This window comes from Micromonospora reichwaldensis (assembly GCF_031845925.1).
GTDB lineage: Bacteria > Actinomycetota > Actinomycetes > Mycobacteriales > Micromonosporaceae > Micromonospora > Micromonospora reichwaldensis.
On record NZ_JAVRFL010000002.1, the window covers coordinates 178,911 to 205,137 of the forward strand.

General features: G+C 74.3%; 27 protein-coding genes. 11 read left to right on the forward strand and 16 right to left on the reverse strand.

Annotated elements, in window-relative coordinates; all coding sequences use genetic code 11:
- Positions 1–80 precede the first annotated feature (80 nt).
- A complete protein-coding gene (locus RM555_RS02030; protein ID WP_311410152.1) occupies positions 81–446 on the forward strand; it encodes a hypothetical protein in 366 nt (121 codons plus the stop codon).
- Between the two features lie 60 nt (positions 447–506).
- Here the strand turns inward: RM555_RS02030 and RM555_RS02035 are convergent, their stop codons facing one another.
- Positions 507–2,201, reverse strand: coding sequence for a long-chain-fatty-acid--CoA ligase (locus RM555_RS02035; protein WP_311410153.1), 1,695 nt, complete (start codon positions 2,199–2,201; stop codon positions 507–509).
- Between the two features lie 110 nt (positions 2,202–2,311).
- Here RM555_RS02035 and RM555_RS02040 point away from each other — a divergent pair, with 110 nt between their 5' ends.
- Positions 2,312–3,940 carry a glycosyltransferase 87 family protein gene (locus RM555_RS02040; protein WP_311410154.1) on the forward strand — a complete coding sequence of 543 codons (1,629 nt, stop codon included), beginning with the start codon at positions 2,312–2,314 and terminating at the stop codon, positions 3,938–3,940.
- On the opposite strand, the gene RM555_RS02045 is transcribed toward RM555_RS02040, so the two are convergent.
- Complete coding sequence (locus RM555_RS02045) at positions 3,897–4,073, reverse strand: hypothetical protein (RefSeq protein WP_311410155.1); 177 nt, start codon at positions 4,071–4,073, stop codon at positions 3,897–3,899. The genes RM555_RS02040 and RM555_RS02045 overlap by 44 nt on opposite strands.
- Positions 4,074–4,084: 11 nt before the next feature.
- Between RM555_RS02045 and RM555_RS02050 the strand changes: the two genes are divergently transcribed.
- A complete protein-coding gene (locus RM555_RS02050) occupies positions 4,085–4,315 on the forward strand; it encodes a hypothetical protein (RefSeq protein ID WP_311410156.1) in 231 nt (76 codons plus the stop codon).
- Between the two features lie 313 nt (positions 4,316–4,628).
- On the opposite strand, the gene RM555_RS02055 is transcribed toward RM555_RS02050, so the two are convergent.
- On the reverse strand, positions 4,629–5,342 hold the full coding sequence (locus RM555_RS02055; RefSeq protein ID WP_311410157.1) for a polyamine aminopropyltransferase: 714 nt from the start codon (positions 5,340–5,342) through the stop codon (positions 4,629–4,631).
- 132 nt (positions 5,343–5,474) lie between these two features.
- Here RM555_RS02055 and RM555_RS02060 point away from each other — a divergent pair, with 132 nt between their 5' ends.
- The gene (locus RM555_RS02060; protein WP_311410272.1) at positions 5,475–6,479 is read left to right on the forward strand and encodes a zinc-binding dehydrogenase; all 1,005 of its coding nucleotides are present in this window, start codon (positions 5,475–5,477) and stop codon (positions 6,477–6,479) included.
- Between the two features lie 366 nt (positions 6,480–6,845).
- On the opposite strand, the gene RM555_RS02065 is transcribed toward RM555_RS02060, so the two are convergent.
- The 8 genes from RM555_RS02065 to RM555_RS02100 all read right to left on the reverse strand — a co-directional run bounded on the left by RM555_RS02065 (position 6,846) and on the right by RM555_RS02100 (position 13,945).
- Complete coding sequence (locus tag RM555_RS02065; RefSeq protein WP_311410158.1) at positions 6,846–7,385, reverse strand: hypothetical protein; 540 nt, start codon at positions 7,383–7,385, stop codon at positions 6,846–6,848.
- A gap of 77 nt (positions 7,386–7,462) precedes the next feature.
- A complete protein-coding gene (locus RM555_RS02070; protein WP_311410159.1) occupies positions 7,463–8,119 on the reverse strand; it encodes a response regulator transcription factor in 657 nt (218 codons plus the stop codon).
- On the reverse strand, positions 8,101–9,231 hold the full coding sequence (locus RM555_RS02075) for a hypothetical protein (protein WP_311410160.1): 1,131 nt from the start codon (positions 9,229–9,231) through the stop codon (positions 8,101–8,103). Before RM555_RS02075 ends, RM555_RS02070 begins: the two co-directional genes overlap by 19 nt.
- The gene (locus RM555_RS02080) at positions 9,224–10,282 is read right to left on the reverse strand and encodes a sensor histidine kinase (RefSeq protein WP_311410161.1); all 1,059 of its coding nucleotides are present in this window, start codon (positions 10,280–10,282) and stop codon (positions 9,224–9,226) included. The genes RM555_RS02075 and RM555_RS02080 overlap by 8 nt, the downstream gene beginning before the upstream one ends.
- A 209-nt stretch (positions 10,283–10,491) precedes the next feature.
- Entirely contained in the window at positions 10,492–11,400 is a 909-nt protein-coding gene (locus RM555_RS02085; protein ID WP_311410162.1) for a sulfite exporter TauE/SafE family protein, read from the reverse strand.
- Positions 11,397–11,999: a rhodanese-like domain-containing protein gene (locus RM555_RS02090; protein ID WP_311410163.1), complete on the reverse strand. Its 603-nt coding sequence runs from the start codon at positions 11,997–11,999 to the stop codon at positions 11,397–11,399. The genes RM555_RS02085 and RM555_RS02090 overlap by 4 nt, the downstream gene beginning before the upstream one ends.
- Positions 12,000–12,135: 136 nt before the next feature.
- Positions 12,136–13,539, reverse strand: a complete 1,404-nt coding sequence (locus tag RM555_RS02095) for an MBL fold metallo-hydrolase (RefSeq protein WP_311410164.1) — start codon at positions 13,537–13,539, stop codon at positions 12,136–12,138.
- 136 nt (positions 13,540–13,675) lie between these two features.
- On the reverse strand, positions 13,676–13,945 hold the full coding sequence (locus tag RM555_RS02100; RefSeq protein WP_089000744.1) for a metal-sensitive transcriptional regulator: 270 nt from the start codon (positions 13,943–13,945) through the stop codon (positions 13,676–13,678).
- A gap of 215 nt (positions 13,946–14,160) precedes the next feature.
- Between RM555_RS02100 and eccB the strand changes: the two genes are divergently transcribed.
- Positions 14,161–15,546: a type VII secretion protein EccB gene (gene eccB, locus RM555_RS02105; protein WP_311410165.1), complete on the forward strand. Its 1,386-nt coding sequence runs from the start codon at positions 14,161–14,163 to the stop codon at positions 15,544–15,546.
- Between the two features lie 138 nt (positions 15,547–15,684).
- Here the strand turns inward: eccB and RM555_RS02110 are convergent, their stop codons facing one another.
- The 5 genes from RM555_RS02110 to RM555_RS02130 all read right to left on the reverse strand — a co-directional run bounded on the left by RM555_RS02110 (position 15,685) and on the right by RM555_RS02130 (position 20,294).
- The gene (locus tag RM555_RS02110; protein ID WP_311410166.1) at positions 15,685–16,290 is read right to left on the reverse strand and encodes a class I SAM-dependent methyltransferase; all 606 of its coding nucleotides are present in this window, start codon (positions 16,288–16,290) and stop codon (positions 15,685–15,687) included.
- Positions 16,291–16,385: 95 nt separating this feature from the next.
- The gene (locus RM555_RS02115; protein ID WP_311410167.1) at positions 16,386–17,024 is read right to left on the reverse strand and encodes a GNAT family N-acetyltransferase; all 639 of its coding nucleotides are present in this window, start codon (positions 17,022–17,024) and stop codon (positions 16,386–16,388) included.
- Between the two features lie 50 nt (positions 17,025–17,074).
- On the reverse strand, positions 17,075–17,941 hold the full coding sequence (locus tag RM555_RS02120; RefSeq protein WP_132240245.1) for a carbohydrate ABC transporter permease: 867 nt from the start codon (positions 17,939–17,941) through the stop codon (positions 17,075–17,077).
- Entirely contained in the window at positions 17,941–18,903 is a 963-nt protein-coding gene (locus RM555_RS02125) for a carbohydrate ABC transporter permease (RefSeq protein WP_151454691.1), read from the reverse strand. The genes RM555_RS02120 and RM555_RS02125 overlap by 1 nt, the downstream gene beginning before the upstream one ends.
- Positions 18,900–20,294: an ABC transporter substrate-binding protein gene (locus RM555_RS02130; protein ID WP_311410168.1), complete on the reverse strand. Its 1,395-nt coding sequence runs from the start codon at positions 20,292–20,294 to the stop codon at positions 18,900–18,902. Before RM555_RS02130 ends, RM555_RS02125 begins: the two co-directional genes overlap by 4 nt.
- A 116-nt stretch (positions 20,295–20,410) precedes the next feature.
- Between RM555_RS02130 and RM555_RS02135 the strand changes: the two genes are divergently transcribed.
- From RM555_RS02135 to RM555_RS02160, 6 genes are all read left to right on the forward strand, one after another.
- On the forward strand, positions 20,411–21,451 hold the full coding sequence (locus RM555_RS02135) for a zinc-binding dehydrogenase (protein ID WP_311410169.1): 1,041 nt from the start codon (positions 20,411–20,413) through the stop codon (positions 21,449–21,451).
- Positions 21,448–22,266, forward strand: a complete 819-nt coding sequence (locus RM555_RS02140) for a sugar phosphate isomerase/epimerase family protein (RefSeq protein ID WP_311410170.1) — start codon at positions 21,448–21,450, stop codon at positions 22,264–22,266. Before RM555_RS02135 ends, RM555_RS02140 begins: the two co-directional genes overlap by 4 nt.
- Positions 22,263–23,627 carry an MGH1-like glycoside hydrolase domain-containing protein gene (locus tag RM555_RS02145; RefSeq protein ID WP_396888657.1) on the forward strand — a complete coding sequence of 455 codons (1,365 nt, stop codon included), beginning with the start codon at positions 22,263–22,265 and terminating at the stop codon, positions 23,625–23,627. Before RM555_RS02140 ends, RM555_RS02145 begins: the two co-directional genes overlap by 4 nt.
- 139 nt (positions 23,628–23,766) lie before the next feature.
- The gene (locus RM555_RS02150) at positions 23,767–24,156 is read left to right on the forward strand and encodes a DUF2267 domain-containing protein (RefSeq protein WP_311410171.1); all 390 of its coding nucleotides are present in this window, start codon (positions 23,767–23,769) and stop codon (positions 24,154–24,156) included.
- A 270-nt stretch (positions 24,157–24,426) separates the two neighbouring features.
- A complete protein-coding gene (locus RM555_RS02155; RefSeq protein WP_311410172.1) occupies positions 24,427–25,185 on the forward strand; it encodes a thioesterase II family protein in 759 nt (252 codons plus the stop codon).
- A gap of 87 nt (positions 25,186–25,272) precedes the next feature.
- Positions 25,273–26,226 (forward strand): TauD/TfdA family dioxygenase, encoded by a 954-nt coding sequence (locus tag RM555_RS02160; protein WP_311410173.1) that lies wholly within the window; start codon positions 25,273–25,275, stop codon positions 26,224–26,226.
- Position 26,227: the final 1 nt, after the last annotated feature.

Sequence of the window (26,227 nt, forward strand, 5' to 3'; positions counted from 1 at the left end):
GGAGCGCTGTGCCGCCGCTCGCGCGGGGAGCGCTGTCCCGCCGGGATCGTTGGTGCGCGGCCCGCCTATCCTTGCCAGCCATGAACCCCGGTGACGTGACCGTTCCGCCGCCCGCAGACGGAGCCGAGGAACGGCTGGAGACCTTGCGGGGCTGGTGGCGGCTGCCGGCTCCCGCGCGACGCGAGGTCCGGCTGCTCAGCCGCTCCGGACGGCACCACCCGGACCGGGAGATCGCCTGGGTGGCCTGGCGGTGGGCGCAGGTCGTGCTGCCGCCGGGAGCGCCGGAGCCGGGCCGTGCCCGCAACATGCTCAGCGCGGCCGGCTTCTGGGCGCTGATCCTGCTGGATCTGGTCACCGGCGTCGATCCGACGGACCCACCCGAGCCGCGGTGGCTCGACCGCCGCCGGGCCCGGCGCGTCCTGCGGGCCGGCCCGCCCGTCGCCTGACCGGTCGGCGGCCGGGGCGACCGCGCCTCACCCGCCATCGCGGCGCCGGGCCCGACGGTCTCAGCCGTCGGCGAGCAGCCGGTCGCGGACCTCCCGGCGCAGGACCTTGCCGATCTGCGAGCGGGGCAGGTCCTCGACGACGACCACGCGGCGGGGCACCTTGTAGCCGGCCAGGTGCCGCCGGCACGCGGCCCGCAGGCCCGCCTCGTCAGGTGGCTCGGCGCCCTCGTCCAGGACGACCGCCCCCACCACCTCCTCGCCGCCGTGCTCGCCGGGCAGGCCGACCACCGCGGCGTCGCGGACGCCGGGAACGCGGCGCAGCGCGTCCTCCACCTCCGACGGGTAGACGTTGAACCCGCCGGTGATGATCAGCTCCTTGATCCGGTCGACCACGCTGACGAAGCCGTCGGCGTCGGCCACCACGACGTCCCCGGTACGCAGCCAGCCGTCGGGCAGCAGCGCCGCCGCCGTCTCCGCCGGGCGGTTCCAGTAGCCGGCGAACACCTGCGGCCCCCGGATCAGCAGCTCGCCCGCCTCACCCGGGGCGCGGTCGCGCGACGGGTCCTCGGGGTCGACGATGCGGATGTCGGTGGACGGGAACGGCACGCCGACCGTGCCCGGCCGGCGGGCGGGGGAGACCGGGTTGCCGAGCGCGACGGGGGAGGTCTCGGTCATGCCGTAGCCCTCGACGAGCAGCCCGCCGGTGACCGACTCCCACAGCTCGACCGTCGCCGGGGGCAGCGCCATGGCGCCGGAGATGGCGTACCGGGCCGAGGAGAGGTCGATCCCGCGTTCCCGGGCCGCCGTGGCGAGCTTCTCGTAGATCGGCGGGACGGCGGGCAGGAAGGTCGGCGGCCGGCGACGCACCGCCGCCAGCGTCTGGTCCAGGTCGAAGCGGGGGAACAGCACCAGGGTGGCGCCGATGCCCACCGAGAAGGTGAGGCAGAGCGTCAGCCCGTACGCGTGGAACAGCGGCAGCACCGCGTACACCGTCTCCTCGCCGTCGCGCAGGCCCGGCACCCAGGCGCGGCCCTGCGCCGCGTTGGTCCGCAGGTTGCGGTGGCTCAGGATGGCGCCCTTGGGCGTGCCGGTGGTGCCGCCCGTGTACTGCAACAGCGCCGTGTCGTCCGGACCGGGGGCGGGATGCGCGGCGTCGAGGGGAGTGGCCTCGGCCACCAGCCGCTCCCAGGACAGCGCTCCGGGCGCGGGCCCGGTCATCGCCGCGCGGGTGGCCCGCGCCCGGGCCAGGGGCAGCCGCAGCGCCCAGCGCTTGCGCCGGGGCAGGGCCCGGGTGAGGTCCACCGCGACCACGGTCTCGACGGCCGTCGCGTCCTGGCCGTCGCGGACGAGGGGGGCCACCTTGTCCCAGACCACCGCGACCCGGGCGCCGTGGTCGGCGAGTTGCCGGGTGAGCTCCTGCGCCGTGTAGAGCGGGTTGTGCTCCACCACCACCGCGCCGAGGCGCAGCACGGCGTAGAAGGCGACCACGTGCTGCGGGCAGTTCGGCAGCACCAGCGCCACCCGGTCGCCCCGGCCGACGCCGAGCCGGCGCAGCGCCTCGGCCCCCCGGCTGACCTGGCCGTCCAGGTCGGCGTACGTGGTGGTGGCGCCGAAGAAGTCCAGGGCGATCCGGGGACCGAAGCGGCGGGCGGCGTCGCGCAGCAGGTCGACCAGCGACTCGTCGGACGGCGCGACGGTCGCCGGCACGCCCGGGGCGTAGCTGCGCAGCCAGGGCCGCTCGGCACTCAGGTCCATGTCTCTCCTCCGTGCGTGCCGGACCATTTCCTACTTGACGGTAACCTACGGTCTCGTAGGTAACGGTCGGGGTCCCCCCGTCCGACCGGCCCCGGCAGTAGACTCCGACGGTGCGGGATCGACGGGTCGTGGCGCTCTGGTCCGTGTTCGTCCTGCTCGCCGCCGGGTCGTCGGCGCTCGTCACGCTTCGCCCCGACCGCCTCTCCGACCTGCACATCTATCGTGGCGCACTGCTGCACCTGCAGGCCGGTCGGCCGCTGTACGAGTTCGCCGCCGAGAACGGCGGCCCCTTCACCTACCCGCCGTTCGCCGCGCTCGTGCTCTGGCCGGTCTCGGCCGTCGCCGAGGGGGTCGTGCAGGGGGTCTGGCTGGCGCTGATCTGCCTCGCGGTGGTCGCCATCGCGGTGCCGGTCGGCCGCGTACTGGCCGGGGGGCCTCGGCGGCACCTGGTCGTGCCGGCCATCGCCTGCGCCCTGATGCTCTCCGCGCCGGTGCAGAGCAATCTGCGCTTCGGCCAGGTCAGCGTCTTCATCGTGCTGCTCGCGCTGCTCGACGGCATGGGCGTCCCTCCGGCCCGGTTGCGGGGCGTGCTCGTCGGGGTGGCCGCCGCGATCAAACTGACCCCGCTGCTGTTCGTGGTCTACTTCCTCGTCACGGGCCGCTACCGGGACGCCGGGCGGGCCGTCGTCACGTTCCTGGCCTGCGCCGCGTTGGGCGCGGTGGTTCTCCCGGCGGAGAGCTGGACGTACTGGACCGAGGCGGTACGCAAGACGTCCCGGATCGGCAACCTGGCCTCGCTGGGCAACCAGTCGGTGCACGGCATGCTGCTGCGCCTCGGCCTCGACCAGGAGTCGCTCCCGCTGCTCTGGGCGGCCCTGGTGGCCGTCGTCTGCGCGGTGGCCCTGCTGCGGGCCCGGCACCTGGCGGCGCACGGGCGCCCCGGCCACGCCGCCGTGCTCGTCGGCTGCGCGACCGTCGCCGCGTCCCCCGTGTCCTGGACGCACCACCAGATCTGGCCGGTGCTGGCGGCGATGCTGCTGATCGGGGCCGACGGGGTCGCCCGGCGGGTCGCCGGCGGCGCCCTGCTGGTGACCATGGTGGTCTCGCTGGGGGTGGCGCTCAGGCCGGTCTCGACCACGTCCGGGGTGCAGTTCCTCCTCGAGAACGCCCGGGCCCTCGGCGTCGGTGTGCTCTGCCTCGCCGGGTTCGGCGGGGCGGCGCTGGCCGCGGCCGGCGCGGGCCGACGGACCCCGGCGGCCCGCGGCTGGCTGCGGGTGGGCACGACCGCCGCGCTGGCCGTGGCGTTCTTCGCCGTGCAGCCGCTGCCCGCCGGCGCCGATCCGACCTTCAAGGCGTACGCGCTCTCCGACGTCGCCAACCCGCGCTACTTCTTCGTCTGCCGGGGCCCGGCGGAGTGCGCCGCGTACGGCACGGACGCGCCGGTCACCTTCGGCACCCGCAGGGAGAAGACCAAGGTCCGCGTCAACGGGGTGGTGTCGCCCGCCGTCGCCCGGCTGGAATACCACTCCGCCCCCGGTGGCGCGCCCCGGGTCATTCCACTGCTCGCGCCCTACCCGGGCCCCCGGACGTTCTCGTTCCGGTCGGCGACCATGACCCACGGCCGGCTGGTCGCCTACGCGGCCGACGGGCGCCCGATCGCGACCTACGACGAGGAGTTGGCCGCCGCGCTCGCCGTCAGCGGTGCCCGGCGGAATGGCGCACCGCCCGCCGGCCCTTGACCACCCCTATGACGACGACCGCGACCAGCGCCACCACGCCGATGATCACCAGCCAGCGGACCGCCTCCAGCAGCAGCCCGAGCAGGACGAGCGCGCCGGCGACGACGCCGACGGCCCAGAGCATGGCTCGCATGTCCACCTCCCGTGACTCCGGCCGCGCGGCGCGGCCTGGCCGTCTGGCTTCCCGCCCCGCACCCGGCCATGCCGCCACGACCGGCGAAGTCCTCGCGCGGCACGCCGGTGGTGGACACTGTCGCTGACCTCACCGTCGTGGTCCGGGCCGCCGCGTCGGCCAGCACCGCCCGGAAGCTGGCGGTACGGGAGTACGCCGCGCACGCCCGCAGGGCCGCGACGCTCCGCCGACCATCCGACTGACCGGCGTCCGAGGAGGCCCGGCACGGTCGCCACCGCCGAGGCCGTCCGGCGCGGCCGCTCCGCCGCCCGGCCGACCGGGTGGATCTTGGACAGTTGTCGTCCTCGGGTAACGACAACTGTCCAAGATCGCGAGTGGATGTCGGCGGCGCGTGCTGCGGGCGTCGGTCCCGATCAGGCGCGGCGTCCCGCTGCCAGTTCGGCGGGTGCTCGGCGGATCCGGCCAGGTGGAGCAGCGGGGGCGTCCGGTTTCTGCGGTTCTCGTCCAGGCGGCGCAGCGTTCCGGGCGCCGCTCGGCGGGGCGTCCGTGACCGCGTCAGCGCTGGGCGACGTAGACGGTGTTGGCCGACTGCCCGCCGGTCAGCGGGTTGGCGAACGGGACGACGTGCGCCCGCGCGGTGCGGAACACCTCGGCGAGGACGGCCTCGAAGTCGGCATCGGGCGGATCGTCCGACCAGAGGGCGAACACCCCGTCCGGGTGCAGGTGGGCGGCGAGCCGGCGCAGGCCGTCGGGGGTGTAGAAGGGGGCGTGGCCGGGGTGCAGCACGTTGCGCGGCGAGTGGTCCACGTCGAGCAGCACGGCGTGGAACCGCCGCCCCGGCTCCCGCGGGTCGAAGCCGGTGCCGTCGGCCACCGCGGCGAAGAAGTCGGCCCGCACGAACCGGGTACGCGGGTCGGCGGCCAGCCCGGCGGCGAAGGGCAGCAGCCCCCGGCGGTGCCAGTCGATGACGTCCTCGATCGCCTCCACGACCAGCAGCGAGCCGACCCTGTCGTCGGAGAGCGCGGTGCGGGCGGTGTAGCCGAGGCCGAGGCCGCCGACGACCACGTCGAGCCCCTGCCCGGACAGGGGAGCCAGGCCCAGCCGGGCCAGCTCGATCTCCGCGACGGGGAAGAGGCTGGACATCAGGTACTCGTCGTCGAGCTTGACCTCGTACACCTCGACGTCGAGCGACGGGTCGCGGCGCCGGCGCAGGCTGATGAGGCCGATCGGGGTCTCCCGCCAGGCCAGTTCCTCGAATCGCACGCCCACGGGCCCGGATGCTACCCGCTGCCGCCCCGGGCCCCGGCGGCCGGCACGCGCATTCCTCCCGCCCGGCCGGGTATGCCCACCCGTCGAGGGCCACCCGACCGGGGGCCGGGCAGGGGGCGCGCGGTGGCGGACATGCTGGCCGGACGGCTGCACCTGACGGCACGGGCGCTGCGGATGGAGTCGGTGCCGGTGCCCGAGCCGCAGGACGGGCAGGTGCGCGTCCGGGTCGAGGCGGCGGGGGTCTGCCTGTCGGACGTGCACCTGATCGACGGCACCCTCACGCCGCTGTACCTGCCCGGCGACTCGGTGACGCTGGGGCACGAGGTCGCCGGGGTGGTCGACGCGTTCGGCGACGACGTCGAGGGCTGGCAGCCCGGCCAGCGGGTGCTGCTCCAGGCGGGGGAGCGGGACCGGCGCGGCACCGTGCTGACCCGGGGCGTGGACTACGACGGCGGCTGGGCCGAGTACGTCGTCGCCAGCGAGGGCACGGTGGTGCCGATCCCGGACGACCTGCCCTTCGAGCAGGCCTGCATCATTCCCGACGCGGTCTCCACCCCCTGGGCGGCGGTGACGGACACCGCGCGGACCCGCCCCGGCGAGGCGGTCGGGGTGTGGGGCGTGGGCGGGCTGGGCGCGCACGCCGTGCAACTGCTGCGCCTGGTGGGCGCGGCCCCGGTGATCGCGGTGGAACCGCTGGCCGCGGCGCGGGACCGGGCGGCGGCCCTGGGGGCCGACGCGGTGCTCGACCCGGCCGACACCGCGTTCCGCGACGCCGTGCTGGAGTTGACGGACGGGCGGGGGCTGGACGTCGCGTTCGACTTCGCCGGGGTGACCGCCGTACGCGAGCAGGCGCTGACCGTGCTGGGCCGCCGGGGCCGGCTGGTGCTCGCGGGCATCGCCAACAAGCCGGTGACGATCGCCTCGGACAGCCCGTTCACCTACTTCCAGCAGGCGGTGCTCGGCCACTACGGCTCGGAGCCCGAGCACGTCGAGCAGTTGGTGTCCCTGGCCCGGCAGCGTCGGCTCGACCTGTCGGCGTCGATCAGCGACGTGCTGCCGCTGGCCGACGCCGAGGAGGCGGTGCGGCGGGTGCACACCAAGCAGGGCGACCCGATCCGGCTGATCCTGCGTCCCTGAGCGGTCCCGGGTACACGCCGGCGGGCAGGATGGCGACGTGGTACGGCGGCTCGATCATGACCCGGCGGCCGGTGTGCGAAGGGGCGCGCCCCAACCCTCCGCCAGCCGGGACGGGTGGAGATCGCGGCCGCCGCCGCCGTAGAACTCGAGGAACTTCATGATCAGCGGGTCCCACCGATCCGACCGGCGGGCGCAGCGCGATGAGATCTTGGCAGATTCGGGCCCCTCCGAGGGCCGATTCCTGCCAAGATCTCGCCGGCTCCAGGGCGTCGATCGGCCCCGCCGCCTCTGGGCTCAGTCGTCAGTCGGCGCAGGATGGGGTCGCAGAGCGGCTCCGGTCACCAGTCTTCGACCCCATCGTCCGCCTTAGCCGTTGTTGAGGATCCAGGTGTACCCCTGGCAACCGACCAGAGCGTCGCACGAGTACAGCCTGATTCCGCTGCCGCGGCCGCCGAGCGCGTTGGGACTGGTGCTGTCCTCATAGAACTCTTTGTTGCAGTAGCCCCAGACCCCGGTGGTCAGATCGTTGCTGCACGTGCCCTGGCGGTACAACACCCAGGTGCTTCCGTTGTGCAGCCAGTTCTCCCACTGGGCATAGTGGCCGCGACCGTTGGTGTAGGTGTCCACCACCCAGAACTTGTCGCCGTACTTCTGGAAACACGACTTGCCGTACGGGCCGGCCTGGCACACGGAGTTGGACAAGCCGGGTGAAGACGCGGCTACGACCTGGTCGTTCTCCCATGCGGCTGCCGCCACGGTACTCGGGCTCGCGGATGCGCCAGCGCTGGTCACGACAAGAGCAGTGACCGTCAGTACGGCCGCTGCCGCTGCCGCCGCGATGCGGGTTCCTAGCTTTCCCATGATCTCCTCCGATCGGGTCATGAAGGACTGCGGAGCTGTTTCCACCTGTCCCTGCTCGAAGGCTAGGGCGGAGCAGGGCGGCGCCGTGACGGTCGATCGACCCACGCTCCGCGTGGGGTCCGCTACAGCTCTTCCAGCCGGACCAGACCGTCCTGAATGGCCCGGGCGACCAGCGCCGCCTTGGTGGAGGCCGGGCGACCGACGTTCGCATACCGGATGCGGACCCGGTCGATGTAGCTGCTCACCGTGCGCACGGACAGGCCGAGTTTGCGGGCCACCAGTTCCTTGGACTCGCAGGCGAACCAGCTGACCAGCACGTCGGTTTCCCTCGGCGTGAGTCGCGGCCGGTCGGGCCGGCTGTCCGTGCTGATGGCGCGGGCCATCGACGGGGACGTGTAGGGCAGGTTCTGACCGGCCGCGCGGATCGCATGGACCAGGTGACCGGGGCCCTCGGTCTTGGCGAGGCAGGTGAACGCGCCGAGGTCGAGGCAGGTGAGAATGGTGTCGCGGTCCTCCCGCATGGTGTAGACGATCACTCGACGGCCGGCGTCGACGAGCCGTCGCAGGTCGGGGTACGCCGGGACCTGCCCCTTGAGTAGCAGGTCGAACACGATGACGTCGGCGGAGAGGCCCGGATCCGTCCACGCCACTGCCGGTGTTCCGCCGGAGTCGATGACCTGGACCGGCGGTTCGGCCGCGGCGCACCACGCCTCGATCCCGGAAATGATCGCCGGGTGGTCGTCGATCACCACCACCGTGTTCAGCCCTGCGGTTGCCATGTGGCCTCCACCCACACTTTCGACCCGTCCACGAGTCGGGTGACGGTCACCCCGCTGTCGACGGCGACACCGGGTCCTGGATCGCTGCCGGAGCGCTCGCTGGCGTCGGCGTCGGCGTCGGCGAGGAGACTCACCGTGACGCCGGTCGTCGACCCGAGCACCGTGACCCGTACGTCGGAAGTGGCGTTCGCCATGATCCGCAACGCGGGCTCGGTCAACGCGCGACGTACCGCCAGCGGTGGTGTCGGCCACTCCCCGCACGTCCCGAGGTAGACGGCGACACCGTTGCGTTCCGCCAGTTCAAGACAGGCGCGCAGCTCGTGTAACAGCGGATCGGCCGCCTCGTCATGTTCGGCGAACAGACGGCGTAACCGTGCCGCCGCTACGGCGTAGGCGCTGCGGGCCCGCTCGTCGCCCAGGTTCACCGAACCGGTCGTCAGGTCGTCCAGCAGCGGTATGGACGTGGTGGCGAGGTCCGCGTATCTCAGCCGGCGGTCGGCATGCAGGTGCTCCGCGATGACCTCGGCAGTCCGCGCCCGCTCCGCGTCGGCGGTGGCGGCTGACGAGGTGGCCACGAGGTCGCGCAGCGCCATGGCGCCGGCCAGGACTGGCAACTCGCAACCGAACATGATCACGGTGACGACCACCAGGTCGGCGGTCTCGTGCCGCTGCCCGACCAGCGCCAACTGCGCGAAGCTCGCGACCGTGTACACGCCGAGGAAGACGGCCGCACCCACGACGCTGCGGTCCACCAGCAGCAGGATCCCGAACCAGCCGATGACGCCGTAGGACCATTCCTCTTCCGACATGAGTTTGGCGGCTGGAATTCCGGTGGTCGCCAGCGCCGCCGCCGCGATCACCGCCGCCACCAGTACCCAGCGCGGCCACCCGAGCGGCTCGTTCCGCAGGATTCGCACTCCGGCCACGACGGCGACCACAGTGAGGATCGTGAAGGCGAGCACCTGCCGGGCCGGGTTGCTGTAGGTCTCCCAGCCCGTGACCAGCAACGGCAGGGCGAGACCGAACAACGTGGTGACCGTGATCGCCAGCGTGGCCAGGCATAGGCCGCGCAGCAGCTTCCCCGCCATGAGGTGGGAAACCGGCTCAGCCATCCGGGACCTCCAGGGAGATCCGGGTGCCGGCGCCAGGACGGGACGTCACGATCGCTCGTCCGCCGACCCGTGCCATGCGTTGCGCTATGGACTGCGACACCCCGCGCCGGTGTGGCGGTACCCGCTCCGGCGCGAAGCCCCTGCCCTGGTCGGAGATCTCCACCAGGATCCGGTCCCCGGCCCGCCCCACCACCAGTACGGCGGTGTCGACGCCGGCATGGCGTGCCACGTTCGTCAGCGCCTCCCGAGCCGCCGCGCTGATCGCCGTGGCGCGAATCGCCGGCATCGGCACGGCCGCCGGCGAGCGCACCTCCACCGCGACCGGGGCGTGCCGCGCCACCTGGCCCAGCAGCCGTACCAGATCTGTGTCGCCGTCGGGAAAGTGCGGCTGCGCGGCTAGGATCTCCAGGTCGCGGGCGGCCTGCTCGGCCAGCCACGGCTCGGTGCCGTCGACCATGCGGGTGCCGACCGCGAGCAGGGTGGCTGCCGCGGTGTCGTGCAGTACCGCCAGGTGCTCCCGTTCGTCGGCACGTCGGGCTGCCGCGACCGTGGCATCGCGCCGGGCCCGTTCGCTCGCCGCGACGGTCCGGTCAGCCTGCTGGGCTCCGGCCCGCACGAGCAGGAACAGCACCCTGGACAGGCCGGCCTCCGCGAAGGTCCACAGGCCGAGCGAAACGGTGCCCGACCAGGTTTCGGGCAGGGCAAGGGCGTTGCCGGCCAGATGCGCCACCACGACCGCAATGGTCAGCAGCACGCCGCCGGCCGCGGTCGTGAGCCACTGGTGTGCGATGACCGTGACCGTCACTACGGCGAGGACCCAGTTCGTGCTGTCGACCGCCGCGTCCGGCGGCACGGTCCAGCGCTGGACCAGGCACAGCAGCATGATCACCAGCGTGTCCACGGGCAGTAGCCACCCGCGGGAGCTGAAGCGGACGTACACCACGCTCCACGCGGCGAGCCCGGTGGCCACGCCCACGACCAGCACGCGCCGGTCGGGGGCCGCCTGGAACAACGCGGCGCCGCTCACACAGCTCAGCGCCGTGGTGCGCATGACGACTGCGTATCGCCGGCCCAACCGGCGCAGCTCGCGTTCGGTGGCGCCTGCAGGCCGCAGTGGTAACGGACCCAGTCGCCACGCGCTCATGACGGCGTCCCGTCCTTCAGTCGCATCGGGCTCACCCCAGGGCGGATCGGGAGCGCCGTGCGCGCCCCGGGCCGACGACTACCTGCTCGAACGTCCACCCGGCGCCAGCGTAGTTCTTACATCGAGTCCTGTCTCTGCCCAGTCGTATTGGAGTCAGACGGCACCGGGGGCGGTGGGACCCGGCGGCGTCTCCGTCGCACCCCGGCGACCACCACTGCCACCGCCACCGTCGTCGTGGCGACGGTCCACAGCAGCGGGTCCGCCCGCAGATGTTCGGGCAACTGCTGGGCCAGCACGAAGGCGCCCATCGCCGCCACGAACCAGCCGAACGCCCGGCGCAGCACGTCCTCGCGGACGCGTCCGGCCAGCCTGCCGCCGGCCAGGCTGCCGAGCACGGCCGCGGCGGTGACGGCGGTGGCCAGGCCCGGGTCGATGTCGACGGTGGACAGGTAGCCGGCCAGCCCGGCGAACGACTTCATCGCGATGACGACGAGCGAGGTGCCGACCGCGACCGGCATCGGCAGGCCGCCCAGCAGCGCGAGGGCCGGCACCACCAGGAACCCGCCGCCCGCGCCGACCAGCCCGGTGACCAGTCCGACCACGACGCCGTCGAGGAGCACCCGCGCCACGGGCAGCTCACGCCGCTGCCGCCCGGGGCGGTCGTGCCGGCCCCGCAGCATGGCCGTCGCGGTGGCGAGCATCATGACGGCGAAGCCGGCGAGCAGGACGGCGGGCGGGACGAACGCGGCGAGGCGTCCGCCGCCGTACGCGCCGGCCATGCCCGCGGCCCCGAAGAGCAGGCCGGTGCGCCACCGGACCCGGCCGGCCCGGGCGTGCGGCAGCGCGCCGACAGCACTGGTCACCCCGACGACGAGCAGCGAGGTGGCGATCGCCTCGCGGGCCGGCAGGTCGGCCACGTAGACCAGCAGCGGTACGGCGAGGATGGACCCGCCGCCGCCGAGCAGGCCGAGGCTCACCCCGATGAGGACGGCCAGCGCGACGGTCAGCGCGAGGCTGCCGGTCACGGCAGGGGCCGGGGCGTCGGGTGGTCTCCGAGCCGACCGACGACGGTCTGCACGTCGCAGCTCGCGCCGCGGTTGTAGGGGAGCCTGCCGAGCAGCATGCCCATCGCGCAGGTGTCGGTGACGGCGGCGAAGGTGAGGCCGGCGCCGATGAGGCCGGCGACCCACTTCAGGCCGGGTACGAACACCGAACCGAGGACGCTGAGCAGGACGATCGAGCCGGCGACGAGGCGGACCTGCCGCTCCAGCTCCCAGCGGGGCGTGCCCCGTCGGACCGGTCCCCGGGCGGCCTGCCACGCGGTCATCCCGCCGTCGAGGATCCTGAGGTCGGGCAGCCCGACGCCCGCGAGGGCCTGCCCGGCCCGGGCGGCGCGGGCCCCGGAGCGGCAGATGAGCACCACCGTCCCGTCGAGGTGCCGCCGCAGCTCCTCGCGGTGCTCCCTGAGCACGTCGAGCGGCACGTTGTGGGCGCCGGGGACGTGGGCCGTCCCGAACTCCGCGGGGGTACGCACGTCCAGCATGCGCGGAGCGCGGCCGGAGTCGATCAGCTCGCGCAGCGTGGCGGCGTCGAGGGTGGGCAGGGCGCTCGGTGAAGTGGTCATCTCTCCTCGTTCAGGGGTCGATCGCCCGCGGAAGGGCAGGGTGGGTCGGCCCGGCGCCGATCGGCGGCGGGCGCGCGTCGCCGTGCGGACGACCGGTGGCGTACGCGGGGGGCGGGGCCGGCGGTGCGGAGGTCGGTCAGGCGTCGCCGGGGCTCATGGCGACCCCCGCGGCTCCGGCCCGGCCGAACTTGTCGTCGATCACGACGACCTCGCGGCCCGCGTTGGCCAGCAGCGAGGCGGCGGCGGTGGCCCGGTAGCCGGAGCCGCAGTGCACCCAGACGGTGCCGGCGGGCACCTCGGCGAGGCGTCCGGGCAGGTCGGGCAGGGGGATGTGCACGGCGCCCTCGACGTGACCGGCGGTCCACTCGTTGGTCATCCGGACGTCGAGCACCACGTCCGGGGCGGGCAGCCCCGCCGGGGTGTCGCCGGCCCGGGCGGCGGCCAGCGCGGGAAAGTCGGCCATCCGCAGCTCGCGGAGCTGTTCCGGCCCGGTGGACCACCGGTCGGGGTCGCCGGTGGCCTGGGCGGCCGGCCGGTCGATGCCGATGCGGACCAGTTCGCGCTGGGCGTCGGCGACCTGCTCCTCGGTCTCCGCCAGCAGGGTGAGCGGTGCGCCCCAGTCGATGAGCCAGCCGAGCCAGGTCGACATCGGGCCGTCGAGTCCGAGGGCGACCGTGCCCGCCAGGTGCGACGTGGCGTACGCCTTGCGGTGGCGCAGGTCGACGACCCACTGGCCGGCGGCGATCCGCTCCCGCAGCTCGGCGGCGTCGGCCCGGGCGACCGGGGTGAGGTCCACCGGCGCCGGGCCGGCGAGGTTCGCCACCCCCATGTGGGCGTAGTACGCCGGGTAGGCGTCGAGCCCGGCGAGGGTCTCGGTGACGAACTCGTCGGCGGCGAGCCGCAGCACGGGGTTCGCCCGCTTCTCCCGGCCGATCGTCGACTCGGGCGCGTCAGCCTGGCTGGCGGAGCAGAAGCTGCCGAAGCCGTGGGTGGGCCACACCTCGGCGCCGTCGGGCAGCAGGTCGGCCAGGCGCCGGGCCGAGGCGTGCTGGTGGTGGGCGAGTTCGTGGGCGTGCTCCCCGCCGAGCAGGTCGGTGCGCCCGGTGGTGCCGAAGAGCAGCGAGCCGCCGGTGAACACGCCGACCGGGCGCCAGCCGGAGTCGTCGGCCTCGTCGAGCACGTACGACAGGTGGTGGAACGTGTGTCCCGGCGTGGCGAGCACCCGCAGCCGCAGCGCGCCGGAGACCGGCACCGTGTCGCCGTCGGCGACCGGCGTCCGGTCGAAGTCGACCTCGTCGTCCGCGGCGACGAGGTAGCGGGCGCCGGTCAGCCGGGCCAGCTCCAGGCCGCCGGAGACGTAGTCGTTGTGGATGTGGGTCTCCACCACGTGGGTGACGCGTACGCCCTTCTCGCCCGCGAGGTACAGGATCCGGTCGATGTCGCGCTGCGGGTCGACCACGATCGCCACCGTGCCGTCGGAGGCCAGGTAGCTGCGGTCGCCGAGCGAGGACGTCGCGATGACGGACACCTCAACTGCCATTGCCGTGCTCCTTGTGGGATCAAATACCCCGGGGGGTATGTGGCGGACACACGTCGGGGGTGTTGACGTGTGCAATCTGTCTACCCGCACACGTCGCTGTCACGCAACGTGTGCGGTGCGTTTCTTCCGGTGGTGGTCAGGCGAGGGCGAGGAAGAGCTTCTCCAGCTCCTCCTCGGTCATCTCCGGGGAGTCGCCCCGCTCGCGGGCGGCGGTGCAGTGCCGCATGCCGGAGGCGATGATCTTGAAGCCGGCCCGGTCGATCGCCTTCGACACCGCCGCGAGCTGGGTCAGCGCCTCGCGGCAGTCCTGGCCGGTCTCCATCATCTCGATGACCGCGTTGAGCTGACCCCGGGCCCGCTTCAGGCGGGTCAGGGCCTCGCTCGTCATCTCGGGTCGCAGCTTCACCGCGCGCCTCCTCGCTCTCTCCCGGCATACCCCGGGGGGTACCCGTACGTGCCCATGCTATCCCCTCAAGTGAAAGGCGTCCGCGTCCGCGCGGTGATCCTGGTCGCTCCGGCGGGGTCCGGCGCCGGGAATCCCGGCGCCGCCGCCACGCAGGGTCCTCGGGGCATCGACGCAACGCTTATCCTGTGCCCTGACCGCCCATCGGAAGGGATGCGATGCCGTCGCGGCAGGACCAGCTGCACTCGTACCAGTTCACCGTCCAGCGGGCCGTCGCCGCCCTGGTGATGCGGGAGACCGACCCGGCGCAGTCGCCGTTCCGGCGGCTCGCCGGCGCCGGCCTGGCCAGCGTGCTGGTCGCGGCCATCGGCCTGGGCGGCTTCGCCCTCTACGGCCTCTTCACCGGGGGCGGCAGCACGTGGCGCGACCCGGGCGCGGTGATCGTGGAGAAGGAGTCCGGGGCCCGGTTCGTCTACCGGGAGGAGAAGCTGCACCCGGTGCTCAACTACGCCTCGGCCCTGCTGATCATCGGTGCCGAGCGGCCGAAGACGGTGCTCGTCTCCCGGCGCGCCATCGACGGGGTGCCGCGCGGGCTGCCGCTGGGCATCGCCGACGCCCCCGACTCGCTGCCCGCCAGGGGCCGGCTCTCCACCGCACCGTGGACGGTCTGCTCCGCCGCCGGCGAGGCCGACCGGACGACGCCCCGCTCGGCGCTGCTGATCGGCGTGACCGCCGGCGGCGGCCGGGCCCTCGGCGAGGACGCGCTGCTGCTGCGCCACCCCGACGGCGGGCTGCACCTCGTCTGGCACCAGCGCCGCTACCTGGTGCGCGACACCAACCGGGTGCTGGCTGCCCTGGCGGCCACCCGGGCCCGGGCGGTCCCGGCGGCCCCGGCCCTGCTCAACAGCCTGCCCGCCGGCGCCGACCTCGCCCCGCTCGCCCTGCCGGCCGAGGGGGAGCGCTCCGCGCGGGTGTCCGGGGCGCGGATCGGCGACGTCTACCTGGTGCGCAACTCCGGCGGTGGCCGGCAGTACGCCGTCGCGCTGCGGGACGGCCTGGCCGGCATCACCGAGTTGCAGGCCGGCCTGCTGCTGGCCCGCACCGGCCAGGGCGAGCCGGAGCCGATCACGCTCGGGCGGTTCGCGGCGCTGCCCAAGCTGCCCGACCTGTCCCCGGCGGGGCCCACCGCCCCGCCGACCGCGCCGCCCCGGCTGGCCGTCTCCGACGGGGCGGGGCTCTGCGCCCGGGTGGGTGACGACGGTGGCGTCACGGAGGTCCGCCTCGGCGTACGGCTGCCCGACCTCGCCGCCGCGCCGCGCACCGTCCCGGCGGCCGGGGGTGGGGTGCGCGCCGACCACGTCGTGGTGGAGCCGGGCCGTGGCGCGGTCGTCGAGGCGGTCGCGGCGCCCGGTGCGACCGGCGGCGCGGTCTCCGTGGTCACCGACCTGGGCCGACGCTACGTCCTCGCCGGCGGCGAGGTGCTGGGCACGCTCGGCTACCGCGACGTGCGGCCGGTGCGGCTGCCGGCCAGCCTGGTCGCCCTGGTGCCCGCCGGCGCCACGCTCGACCCGGCCGCCGCGCGGGTCGTCGCCGCCCCGGCCTGAGCGCGCCCCGGCCTGAGCGCGCCCCCGCCTGAGCGCGTCCCCGCCTGAGCGCGCCCCCGGCTGGGCCGGTGCCGGAGTCGCGCCGCTACCTCGGTGGCCTCGGCGAGGGCGAAGCGGTCGGGCGCGGCCGGGCGGGGCTCAGTCGGCGGGGCGGCGCAGCACGGTGACGGCGAAGTCGGCGTCGTCGCGCCACGGGCGCAGGTCCCAGGTGGCGAAGCGGTGCTCCAGCCGCAAACCGGCGGCCACCGCGTCGGCGTCGAACCCGGTCAGCGGGTAGCCCCGGTCGGTGCCGAAGCCGACCGCCAGCACGCCGTCGGGGCGCAGGTGGGCGGCGACGCGGCGCAGCACCTCCCGCTCGGTGCCGGGGGCGACGAAGGCCAGCACGTTCCCGGCCACGACCGCCGCGTCGAACGGCTCCGGCTCGCCGGCCGCCGCCAGGTCCAGCTCGCTGAGGTCGGCGACCAGCCAGCGCGGACCCGGGTGGTCGGTGCGGGCGGCCTCCACCAGCGCCGGGTCGGCGTCCACCCCGACCACGGTGTGGCCCCGGGCGGCCAGCGCCGCGCCCACCCGGCCGGTGCCGCAGCCGGCGTCGAGGATCCGGGACCCGGGCGCGACCAGCGCGTCCACCAGCCGCGCCTCGCCGGCCAGGTCGGCCCCCTCGGCGGCCAGCCGGCGGAACCGGTCGATGTACCACTGGGAGTGCTCCGGACCGGTCTCGGTCTGCCAACGGGTCGGGTTTGCCATGCCGCCACCGTAGCCGGGTCCCCGGTGCTCCCCGGGGGGTGGGGCGGACGGGGCGATGCCCTGCCGGCGCCGTGGGCCGGGGAAGCCGTGGCCGCTCAGGCCGGCGGGACGGCGCCGCCCGGGCCTCCCGCCGACGAGCCGGCAGCACCGGCCGACGGATCGACGCCGCCCGCCGACGAGCCGGCAGCACCGGCCGACGGATCGACGACCCAGTGGTTGGTGCGGAAGAGGCGGCCGGCGAATTCCGTCTGCTCCTCGCCGACGAGGGCGAAGCCGGCCGACCGGCAGATCGCGTTCGACGCGGCGTTGGTCGTGGCGGGGAAGGCGTGGATGAGGCCCCACCGGCCGTCGGCCCGGGCCAGGGCGAGCACGGCGCGGACGGCTCTGCCCGCCAGGCCCCTGCCCTGGAACTCCGGCACGACCATCCAGCCGATCTCGGACACGCTCCCGTGGGAGTACAACGTCACCGTCCCCGCCACCTGCGCGGAGCCGCCGGTAACGATCATCTTGATCCAGGCGCTACCGTCGCGGACGGTCGCGAGGTCACGCCGGAGCTGGGCGGGCACGCGCTCACGCGGCTGCGGCCCGCCCAGCTCCGCCATCACGGCCGGATCGCAGCGCATCCGCACGTACGCGTCGAGGTCGCCCGGCTCCACGTCGCGCAGCCGCATCCCGACCGCGGGCGGGGCAGCCGTGGGCGCGTCGTCGGGGACCGCGCCGGGGGAGGCATCCACCCGGCACATCCTCGGTCAGCGCCCACCGCGCGGCAACCCCGCCCGCCGCCTCAGCCCTTCTCCGCGCCGCTGGTGAGCCCCTCGGTGAGCAGGCGCTCGCTGGCGAAGAAGAGGATCACGATGGGCAGGGTGAGGATCACCGAGCCGGCCATCAGCACCGTCTTGGGCACCTCGACGCCGTCCGCGAGCTGCGCCAGCCCCAGCGACACCGTCCACCGGTGCGGCTTGTCGACCAGGAACAGCAGGGCGAACAGGAACTCGTTCCAGGCGATCATGAAGTCGTACAGGGCGACGGCCATGATGGACGGCGCCGCCAGGGGGAGGCTGACCCGGCGGATGATGCCGAGCCGCCCGGCGCCGTCGATGGCCGCCGACTCCTCCAGGCTGACCGGGATCGTCTCGAAGTAGTTGCGCAGCATGTAGACCGAGACCGGCAGGGTCTGCGAGATGTAGACCAGCACCAGGCCGAGCAGCGAGCCGCGCAGCCCGGCCCGGGTGAAGACCACGAAGAGCGGGATGGCGATGACGATCGACGGGAACAGGTAGACCGCCAGGAAGAGGAAGTCGACCTGCCGCCGGCCGAAGAACCGCAGCCGGGCGACCGCGTACGCGCCGGGGATCGCCACGGCCAGCGTCAGCAGCGTCGCCGCGACGGCGACCAGGCCGCTGTTGCGCATGAAGGTCAGGAATCCCTGGCCGCCGTCGTCGACGGCCTTCACCACCTCGGCGTACGTGTCGAACGTCAGCTCGCCCAGCCCCACGACCAGCGAGCCGGGGTCGAGCAGCAGGCGCTCGATGGGGCGCACCGAGAGCACCAGCATGTAGTAGAAGGGAAAGACGGTGACCAGCAGGAACGCGGCGATCACCAGCCGGCGCAGCCAGCGCAGGCCCACCGTCTCGATCCGGTCCCGGTCCATCAGCCGTCCCTCCGTCCGCCGAAGAAGCGCAGGTACACCACCACGAACACGATGAGCACCACGGCGAGCACGACCGCCTGCGCCGCCGCCGCGCCGATGTCCGTACGCGCGGTCAGGAACTCGTAGACCCGGACGCTGACCACCTCGGTGCCGGCGGCCCCGCCGGTGAGCAGGTAGACGTCGTCGAACTTGTTGAACGTCATGATGAACCGCAGCACCCCCAGCAGGCCGATCACCGGCAGCAGCTGCGGCAGCAGGATGTGCCGGAACCGCTGGGTGGGCGTGGCCCCGTCGACCCGGGCCGCCTCCTCCAGCTCGCCGGGGACCGCCTGGAGCCGGGCGAGCAGGAACAGGAAGGCGAAGGGGAAGTAGCGCCACGCCTCGAAGGCGACGACCGTGGCCAGGGCGGTCGACTCCTGGGACAGGAACGGCACCGGGGTGTCCCAGCCGAGGAACCGCCGCCCCCAGTCGTTGACGATGCCGAGCTGGGGGTCGAGCATCACCTGCCAGACGAAGGTGACCGCGACGACCGGTGCCACGTACGGCAGCAGCATCGACGCGCGCACCAGGGTGCGACCCCGGAACGGCCGGCGTACGACCAGCGCCGCCACCAGCCCGAGCACGATCGAGCCGGCGGTGCTGGCCACGGCGTAGACCAGTGTGGTCCACAGCGTGTCGGCGAAGCCGGGGGTGTTCAGCACCCGCTCGACGTTGTCCATCGTGAACTCGCCGAACAGTCCGGTACGCCGCAGCGTCGCCAGGCGTACCCGCTGGAAGGCCAGCACGACGGTCCAGACGATGGGGATGCCGATCACGGCGACCACGACGAGCAGGGTCGGGGCGACCAGCGCGAGCCCGGCGCGGGACTCGCGGCGGCGCAGGGTCAGCGGTCTGCGGCGGCGGGCCGGGGCCGGCCGCTCCCGGGCGGGGGAGCGGCCGGTGTCCGGTGGGGCGGTGGTCAATTGACGCCCGCCTTGATCGCCTCCACGTCCTTCTTCGCCCGTCCGGCGGCCGCGGCGGCGTCGGTCTTGCCGGCGATCACGTCGTTCAGGGCCTTGGGCACCGGCAGCTCGCCGAGGATCGCGCCGACGAGCTTGCCCTGGCCCTGGGTGAGCCCCCACCGCTGGAAGGTGTCGGGGCTGCGGCGCAGGCTGGCGAGCACCTCCTCGCCGTAGACCTCGGCGAGCGGCTTCCTGGTGTCGACGCCGGCCTGGCTGGTGTTCCAGGCGGTGAGGAACTTCTCCGGCTCCTGCGGCGTGCCCTTGCGGACGGGGAAGCGCCCTTCGGGGGACATGCCGAACCAGCGCGGGTAGCCGTCGCCGAGCATGTGCTCCACGAAGGACCTCGCCGGGTCGGCGGCGGCGCCGTCGAGCACGGCCCAGGAGCTGATCTCGCCGTACTGGGCGGGTTCGACGCCGTTCGGGCCCTTGATCGCGGTGACGAAGCCGCTGTTCTTCGCGAGGAACGCCGGGTCGGCCTGGCACTGCGGGCAGGTCGGCCTGGCGTCGTCGCGCAGGCCGGCCAGCTCGTCGAGGATGAACGGCGACCAGACCAGCATGGCCGCCTTGCCGGCGAAGTAGGTGGCCCGGGTGGTGTCGACGTCCTGCGCGCCCCTGACCGAGCTGGTGCGCATCAGGTCGCCGTAGAACCGGAACGCCTCGACGCACTCCGGGGAGTCCAGCTTCACGGCCCCGGAGTCGTCGGTGAGCTGGCAGTTGTTGGCCAGCGCGAGATGTTCGAAGGTCTGCTGGGTGAACACGTCGCCGGGGGCGGTGGCGGCCGTGACGCCGGCGACGCCGCTGGCGTTGAGCCTCGTCGCGGCGGCGGCGATCCTCTCGTACGTGTCGGGGGCGGGCAGCCCGGCGGCGGCGAACAGGTCCTTGCGGTAGACGAGCAGCTGCCCCCAGCCGTCGCTGGGCACGGCGAGCTGCCTGCCGTCGTCCGCGGTCAGCTCCAGGGCCCGCGGCGAGAAGGTCTGCCGGCCGAGCTTCTCGACGACCTCCGCGTTCGCCGAGGAGTGCAGCAGTTCGTTGCCGGCGAGGGTACGCACGCCGGCGAGCGACACCGAACCGACCACGTCGGGCAGTTCGCCGGCGGCGGCGCTGGTGGCGATCAGGGCGGGGAACTGGTCCTCGTTGACGGTGACGAGGTCGACGGCGATGCCGGTGCTGGCGGTGAAGTCCGCGATGATCGCCTTGGTGGCGGTGACCCGGTCGGCCACGTCCTCCAGGCTCCACACGGTGATCTTCCTGCTGTCGCTGTCGGATTCCTCGTCTCCGCAGCCCAGCAGGGTGGACCCGGTGACTGCCATGATCAGGGTGGCGGCGAGTATCCGCATCGGAGGTGCTGACATCGGTGGCACTCCTCTCGAAGGGTATACATGGGATTCAACCCCTTCGATTGATCAATTACAAGACATATGCCGATTTATTGCCTACGATGGAGCCCAGTGCTACCGGGATGTGACTCATGGTCAACTGGGTTGTCTCACTCGCCGGGCCCCGACGGATCAGCCTCGAGCCCTGCCCCCCGGACCCGCTCGGCCCCGGTCGGGTCCGCGTCCGCACCTGCTACTCCGGCATCTCGGCCGGCACGGAACTCACCCTCTACCGGGGCAGCAACCCCCGGCTGAGCAAGGACTGGGACGACGTCAGCCGGATGTTCGTGCCCCGGCAGACCGCCGTGCCGTACCCGCTGGTGGGCTTCGGCTACGAGGAGGTCGGCGAGATCGTCGAGGTCGCGCCCGACGTGGCCGACCGCCGGGCCGGGCAGGTCGTCTGGGGCATCTGGGGGCACCGCGCCGAGGCCGTCGTGCCCGCCGACACGGTGCATCCACTGCCCGCCGGGCTGGACCCCCTCGCGGCGGTCTTCGCCCGCCCGGGGGCGATCGCCCTCACCGCCGTGCTCGCCGGCGACCTGCACCTGGGCGACTGGGTCGCGGTCTTCGGGCAGGGCGTCATCGGGCTGCTCGCCACCCGGCTCGCCGCCCTCTCCGGCGCGCGCGTGGTCGCCGTCGACCGGGTGCCCGCCCGGCTGGCGCACGCCGGCCGACTCGGCGCCCGGATCGTCGTCGACGCGGGCGCCGAGTCCGCCGCGGCCGTGCTGCGCCGGGCCACCGGCGGCCGGGGCGCGGACGTCTGCCTGGAACTGTCCGGGGCGTACCCGGCGCTGCACGAGGCGATCCGCTCCACCGCCCACGCCGGCCGCGTCGTGGCCGCCGGCTTCTACCAGGGACAGGCCGACGCGCTCGGCCTGGGTGAGGAGTTCCACCACAACCGGATCCAGCTGGTGGCGGCCCAGGTCTCCGGGCCGACCCCGGCGCCCGGCATGGCCGGCCGGTGGACCGGGGCCCGCGTCGCACACACCTTCATGGACCTGGTGGCCGAGGGCAGCGTCGACCCGCTGCCGCTCGTGAGCCACGTCGTCGACGCGAGCGCGGTGGCCGACGCGCTGGCGCTGCTCGACCGCGGTGACGCGGACGCCCTCCAAGTGGTGCTGAGGTTCCCATGACGATTCCCCTGGCCTGCCAGGAACAGCTCCTGCCGGGCACCGACCTGATCCAGAAGTACGCGCTCGCCACCGCGCTCGGCTACGACGCGATCGAGCTGCGCGGCTCCGGCGACCTCGGCCTCGCCCGCCGGCTGCCCGAGCTGCGCCGGGCCCGCGCCGCCGGGGTGGTCATGCCCACCGTCTGCGTGGAGATGGACCACTTCATCGGCGACTTCGACCCCGAGCGCTCCCGCGACGCCGTACGCAACCTGCGCTCCCAGCTCTCCGTGATGGCCGAGCTGGGCGGCGTCGGCGCGATGACCCCGGCCGCGTGGGGGATGTTCTCCCGGCGGCTGCCGCCGTTCGAGCCGCCCCGCCCACCCGCCGCCGACCGGCAGGTGCTCGTCGACGCCCTGGGCGAGCTGGGGGAGCACGCCCGCACCGAGGGGGTCACCCTCTTCCTGGAACCGCTCAACCGGTACGAGGACCACATGGTCAACCGGCTCGCCGACGCGGTCGGCCTCTGCGCGGCCGTCGGGCTGCCCACGGTGCGGGTGGTGGCGGACACCTTCCACATGAACATCGAGGAGGACGACGTGCACCGGGCGCTGCGCGCCGCCGCCCCGTACCTCGGGCACGTGCAGGTCAGCGACTCCAACCGTTACCAGCCCGGCGCCGGGCACCTCGACTGGCCGGCGCTGCTCCGCACCCTGCTGGAGCTCGACTACCGGGGCTGGCTGGCGCTGGAGTGCCGGCTGCGCGGCGACCCCGTACGCGCCCTGCACCAGGCCGCCGCCGTGCTGCGTCACGCCCAGCCCCGGCAGGCGGCGGCGTGAGCACCGGGACCGCCGGCGGCCCGCCCACCGCCGTCGACGCCGGCGCCCACGACCGGGGGGCCCTGCGCCGCCTCGCCGTCGCCACCCTCGACGCCAACTGGGAACACGACCACACGGTGCCCTCGCGCACCCTCTACCCGCACCAGTGGAGCTGGGACTCCGCGTTCATCGCGATCGGCTGGTCCCACGTCCGCCCCGAGCGCGCCTGGTGCGAGCTGGCCAGCCTGTTCCGCGCCCAGTGGGTCGACGGGCGGGTGCCGCACATCGTGTTCAACCCGGCCCTGCGGGTCGGCTCGTACTTCCCCGGGCCGGAGTTCTGGGAGTCGGGGCTCGCCGAGGGCGCCCCGGCGGCCGCCACCTCCGGGCTGATCCAGCCGCCCGTGCACGCGCCCGCCGCCTGGCTCGCGTACCGCCGGTGCCCCTCGGAGCAGGCGCGGGCCGCGCTGCGCCGGCTCTATCCCCGGCTGGTGGCCCAGCAGCGCTACCTCGCCACCCGCCGGGACGTCGGCGGGGGCGGGCTGGCCTGCATCGTCCACCCGTGGGAGTCCGGGCTGGACAACAGCCCCGCCTGGGACGCGCCGATGGCGGCGGTGCCCGCCGACGCGGCCGTCATGCGCGCGTACCGCCGGCACGACACCGCGCACGCCGACGTCGCGCACCGGCCGACGGACCTCGACTACGCGCGCTACGTCGCGATCGTGGCGTCCTACCGCGAGCGCCGCTACCGCGACGACGACCTCGCCGGCCGGCACCCGTTCCTGGTGGAGTGCCCGCTGGTCAACGCCGCCATGGGCGCCGCCGAGCACGCCCTCGCCCGGATCGCGCCGCTGGTCGGCGCCGACCCCGGCCCGCACCGGGAGCGCGCCGCGCGGATCACCGAGGCCCTGGTGCGCCGGCTGTACGACCCGACGACCGGCACCTTCCACCCCCGGGACCTGCGCGCCGACCGCCTCGTGCCGGCCCGGACGGTGCTCGGCCTGGCCCCGCTGGTCCTGCCCGACCTGCCCGCGCAGCAGGTGTCGACGCTGGTCGCCGAGGCCTGCTCGCCGCGCTTCGGGCTGGCCGCCCGGATGGACCGGCCGCTGCCCAGCCACGACCGCACCGCGCCGGACTTCGAGCCGCTGCGCTACTGGCGCGGGCCGAGCTGGATGAACGTCAACTGGCTGGTGCGCCGGGGGCTGCTGCGCCACGGCCGCCCGGACCTGGCGGCCGGCCTGCGCGACTCGATGATCGAGCTGGTGGCCCGCTCCGGCTGCCACGAGTACTTCCACCCGGACACCGGGGTCGGGCTGGGCTCACCGGCGTTCGGCTGGACGGCCGCGCTGCTGCTCGACGTCCTCGCCGACGACCCGGCCGGCTGACCCCGGCCGGGTCGTCCCCGGTCGGCCGGCGGATACGAGGTCCGTCGACGGCCCCGCGCCCGGGGCCGGCCGGACGGCGGGGTCGTTTGCCGGTGCCGGGCGCGGGTAAGCGTGGGACCGCTGACGACAGGAGGCTGCCGTGCGGTTCCCCCTCTTCGTCGACGCGGTGTCCCGCCGCGCCGGACTACCCACCGCCCAGGCCGCCACGATCGCCCGCGCCGTGTTGCAGACCATGGTGGAACGGATGAGCGGCGGTGCGGCCGGTCGCCTCCCCGACGAACTCGACGGCTATCTCGCGGAGGCCGGTTCCGGCGACGGCCCGCCCGGCGCGCCCGGTCCGGCGGACTTCGTGCGACGGGTGGGGGAGCGGGCCGGGACGGACGAGGCCACCGCCCGGGCGGGAACCGGTGCCGTCTTCGCCACCCTGCGGGAGGCGGTCACCGTCGACGAGTTCCGCGACATGGTGGCCCGGCTGCCCCGGGACTTCGACGGCATGACCGAACCGATCCCCCGACCCGACGACGCCTGAGCGGCCACCCCGCCACCGCCCGCGCACCATCGCGGCGGCCCGCCACGCGGATCCTCGCGGGCGGGCATCGCGCCTTATGCTGCTTCCGACCCGAAGGTATAGGCAGATCATGAGGCCCCTCCTGGAGCATGGCGGTCGGCCCGATCGCGGTCGGCCCGCCGATGCCTCGGAGGGCGCCGCACCTCGGGTCGCTCCGGCACGCCGGAGCGACCCACCACCCGTTCCGGCGCCAGCGGCACCGGAGCGGCCCCTCTCGACGAAAGGCGCGCGGTGACCTGGTTCCTCTCCGCCGGCGGCTGGCACCCGGCGCCGGTCCAACTCTTCTGCCTGCCCTACGCGGGCGGGGGCGCGACCGTCTACCGGCGCTGGCAGGACGAGCTCGGCCCCGACGTCGAGGTGCTGCCGGTGCAACTGCCCGGCCGCGAGAACCGGATCAGCGAGAACCCGGTGTTCAAGGTCGTCGACGTCGCGCACGCCATCGCCGAACGGATCCGTGGCCCGTACGCGATCTACGGCCACTCGATGGGCGGCCGGGTCGCCTTCGAGGTCGTCCGCGAGCTGCGCCGCGCCGGGCGTCCGCTGCCGCTGCGGCTCTACGTCGGCGGCGCCCGCGCCCCGCACATCAGCGCGCCCAGCCACTTCGACGGGCTGTCCCGGGTGGACGACGACGAACTGCTGCGTCGCCTGGCGGCCGGCGGCGGACTGCCGGCGGGGCTGCTGGACTACCCGGAGCTGGTCGAGCTGCTGCTGCCCCTGCTGCGCGCCGACCTCGCCCGGGTGGACGACTACCGCTACACCCCCGAGGAGCCGCTGCCGATGCCGATCGTGGCGTTCAGCGGGCGCGGCGACGACACCGTCTACCGGGAGCACAGCGCCGGCTGGCGGGAGCACACTTCCGCCGGCTTCACCCTGCACGAGATCGACGGCGGGCACTTCTTCCTCAACGAGCGGCTGCCCGACCTGCTCGCCGTGATCCGGGCGGACCTCACCGCCGCCCGCACCGACGCGGCCACCCGCCACCACGGGTGAGCCGCCCCGCCACGGCCGCCCTCCGGGCCGCCATCCCGCTGTTCCGCGGCCGCCCGCGGCGACGGCGGCGACGACAGGAGCGAGAGCATGAGTGACCGGACCGCCACGCTGCCGATCGTCGTCGAGAACGACGGCCGCGAGCTGACCGAGCTGATCGCCGCCCGCCGCGCGGAGCTGCGGGCGGGCCTGGTCGAGCACGGCGGGCTGCTGTTCCGCGGGTTCGACGTCGGCGGCGTCGAGGGCTTCGACCGGGCGGTACGGGCGCTGTCCGGCGAGCCGCTGGTCTACACCGAGCGTTCGTCGCCCCGGCACGCCATCGCCGGCCGGGTCTACACCTCGACCGACTACCCGCCGGACGAGGAGATCTTCCTGCACAACGAGAACTCGTACCAGGCCCGCTGGCCGTTGACGTTGTTCTTCTACTGCATCACCGCGCCGCAGACGCGCGGCGCCACCCCGCTGGCCGACGTCCGCCGGGTGTACGCCGAGATCGATCCGACGGTACGCGAGGAGTTCGTCCGCCGTCGCTGGATGCTGGTGCGCAACTTCCACGGTGACTTCGGCACCCCGTGGCAGCACGTCTTCGGCACCGACGACCGGGCCGAGGTCGAGGCGTACGCGGCGGCGAACCGGATCGAGCTGGAGTGGCGGGGCGCCGACGGGCTGCGTACCCGCGCGGTGCGCGACGTCGTGCACCACCGGCCCGGCTCGGACACCCCGCGCTGGTTCAACCACGCCACGTTCTTCCACGTGAGCACCCTCGCCAAGGACCTCCAGGAGGGGCTGCTGGCCATGTTCGGCACCGACGGGCTGCCGGCCAACACGTACTACGGCGACGGCGGCGAGATACCCGCCGACGTCATGGACCACCTGCGGGCCGCGTACCGGGCGGCCAGCGTCCGCTTCGACTACCAGCGCGACGACGTGCTGGTCGTGGACAACATGACCGCCGCACACGGCCGGGAGCCGTTCACCGGCCCTCGCAAGATCGCCGTCGCGATGGCCGAGCCGCACGACCCCGTGGTGGCCGACGGCAGGTGAC

Bases quoted from the DNA above. Each gene is read 5' to 3' on its own strand.
- RM555_RS02030 (WP_311410152.1), top strand. From the start codon at position 81: ATGAACCCCGGTGACGTGACCGTTCCGCCGCCCGCAGACGGAGCCGAG.
- RM555_RS02035 (WP_311410153.1), bottom strand. From the start codon at position 2,201: ATGGACCTGAGTGCCGAGCGGCCCTGGCTGCGCAGCTACGCCCCGGGC.
- RM555_RS02045 (WP_311410155.1), bottom strand. From the start codon at position 4,073: ATGCGAGCCATGCTCTGGGCCGTCGGCGTCGTCGCCGGCGCGCTCGTC.
- RM555_RS02060 (WP_311410272.1), top strand. From the start codon at position 5,475: ATGCTGGCCGGACGGCTGCACCTGACGGCACGGGCGCTGCGGATGGAG.
- RM555_RS02070 (WP_311410159.1), bottom strand. From the start codon at position 8,119: ATGGCAACCGCAGGGCTGAACACGGTGGTGGTGATCGACGACCACCCG.
- RM555_RS02075 (WP_311410160.1), bottom strand. From the start codon at position 9,231: ATGGCTGAGCCGGTTTCCCACCTCATGGCGGGGAAGCTGCTGCGCGGC.
- RM555_RS02080 (WP_311410161.1), bottom strand. From the start codon at position 10,282: ATGCGCACCACGGCGCTGAGCTGTGTGAGCGGCGCCGCGTTGTTCCAG.
- RM555_RS02090 (WP_311410163.1), bottom strand. From the start codon at position 11,999: ATGACCACTTCACCGAGCGCCCTGCCCACCCTCGACGCCGCCACGCTG.
- RM555_RS02095 (WP_311410164.1), bottom strand. From the start codon at position 13,539: ATGGCAGTTGAGGTGTCCGTCATCGCGACGTCCTCGCTCGGCGACCGC.
- eccB (WP_311410165.1), top strand. From the start codon at position 14,161: ATGCCGTCGCGGCAGGACCAGCTGCACTCGTACCAGTTCACCGTCCAG.
- RM555_RS02110 (WP_311410166.1), bottom strand. From the start codon at position 16,290: ATGGCAAACCCGACCCGTTGGCAGACCGAGACCGGTCCGGAGCACTCC.
- RM555_RS02120 (WP_132240245.1), bottom strand. From the start codon at position 17,941: ATGGACCGGGACCGGATCGAGACGGTGGGCCTGCGCTGGCTGCGCCGG.
- RM555_RS02130 (WP_311410168.1), bottom strand. From the start codon at position 20,294: ATGTCAGCACCTCCGATGCGGATACTCGCCGCCACCCTGATCATGGCA.
- RM555_RS02135 (WP_311410169.1), top strand. From the start codon at position 20,411: ATGGTCAACTGGGTTGTCTCACTCGCCGGGCCCCGACGGATCAGCCTC.
- RM555_RS02140 (WP_311410170.1), top strand. From the start codon at position 21,448: ATGACGATTCCCCTGGCCTGCCAGGAACAGCTCCTGCCGGGCACCGAC.
- RM555_RS02160 (WP_311410173.1), top strand. From the start codon at position 25,273: ATGAGTGACCGGACCGCCACGCTGCCGATCGTCGTCGAGAACGACGGC.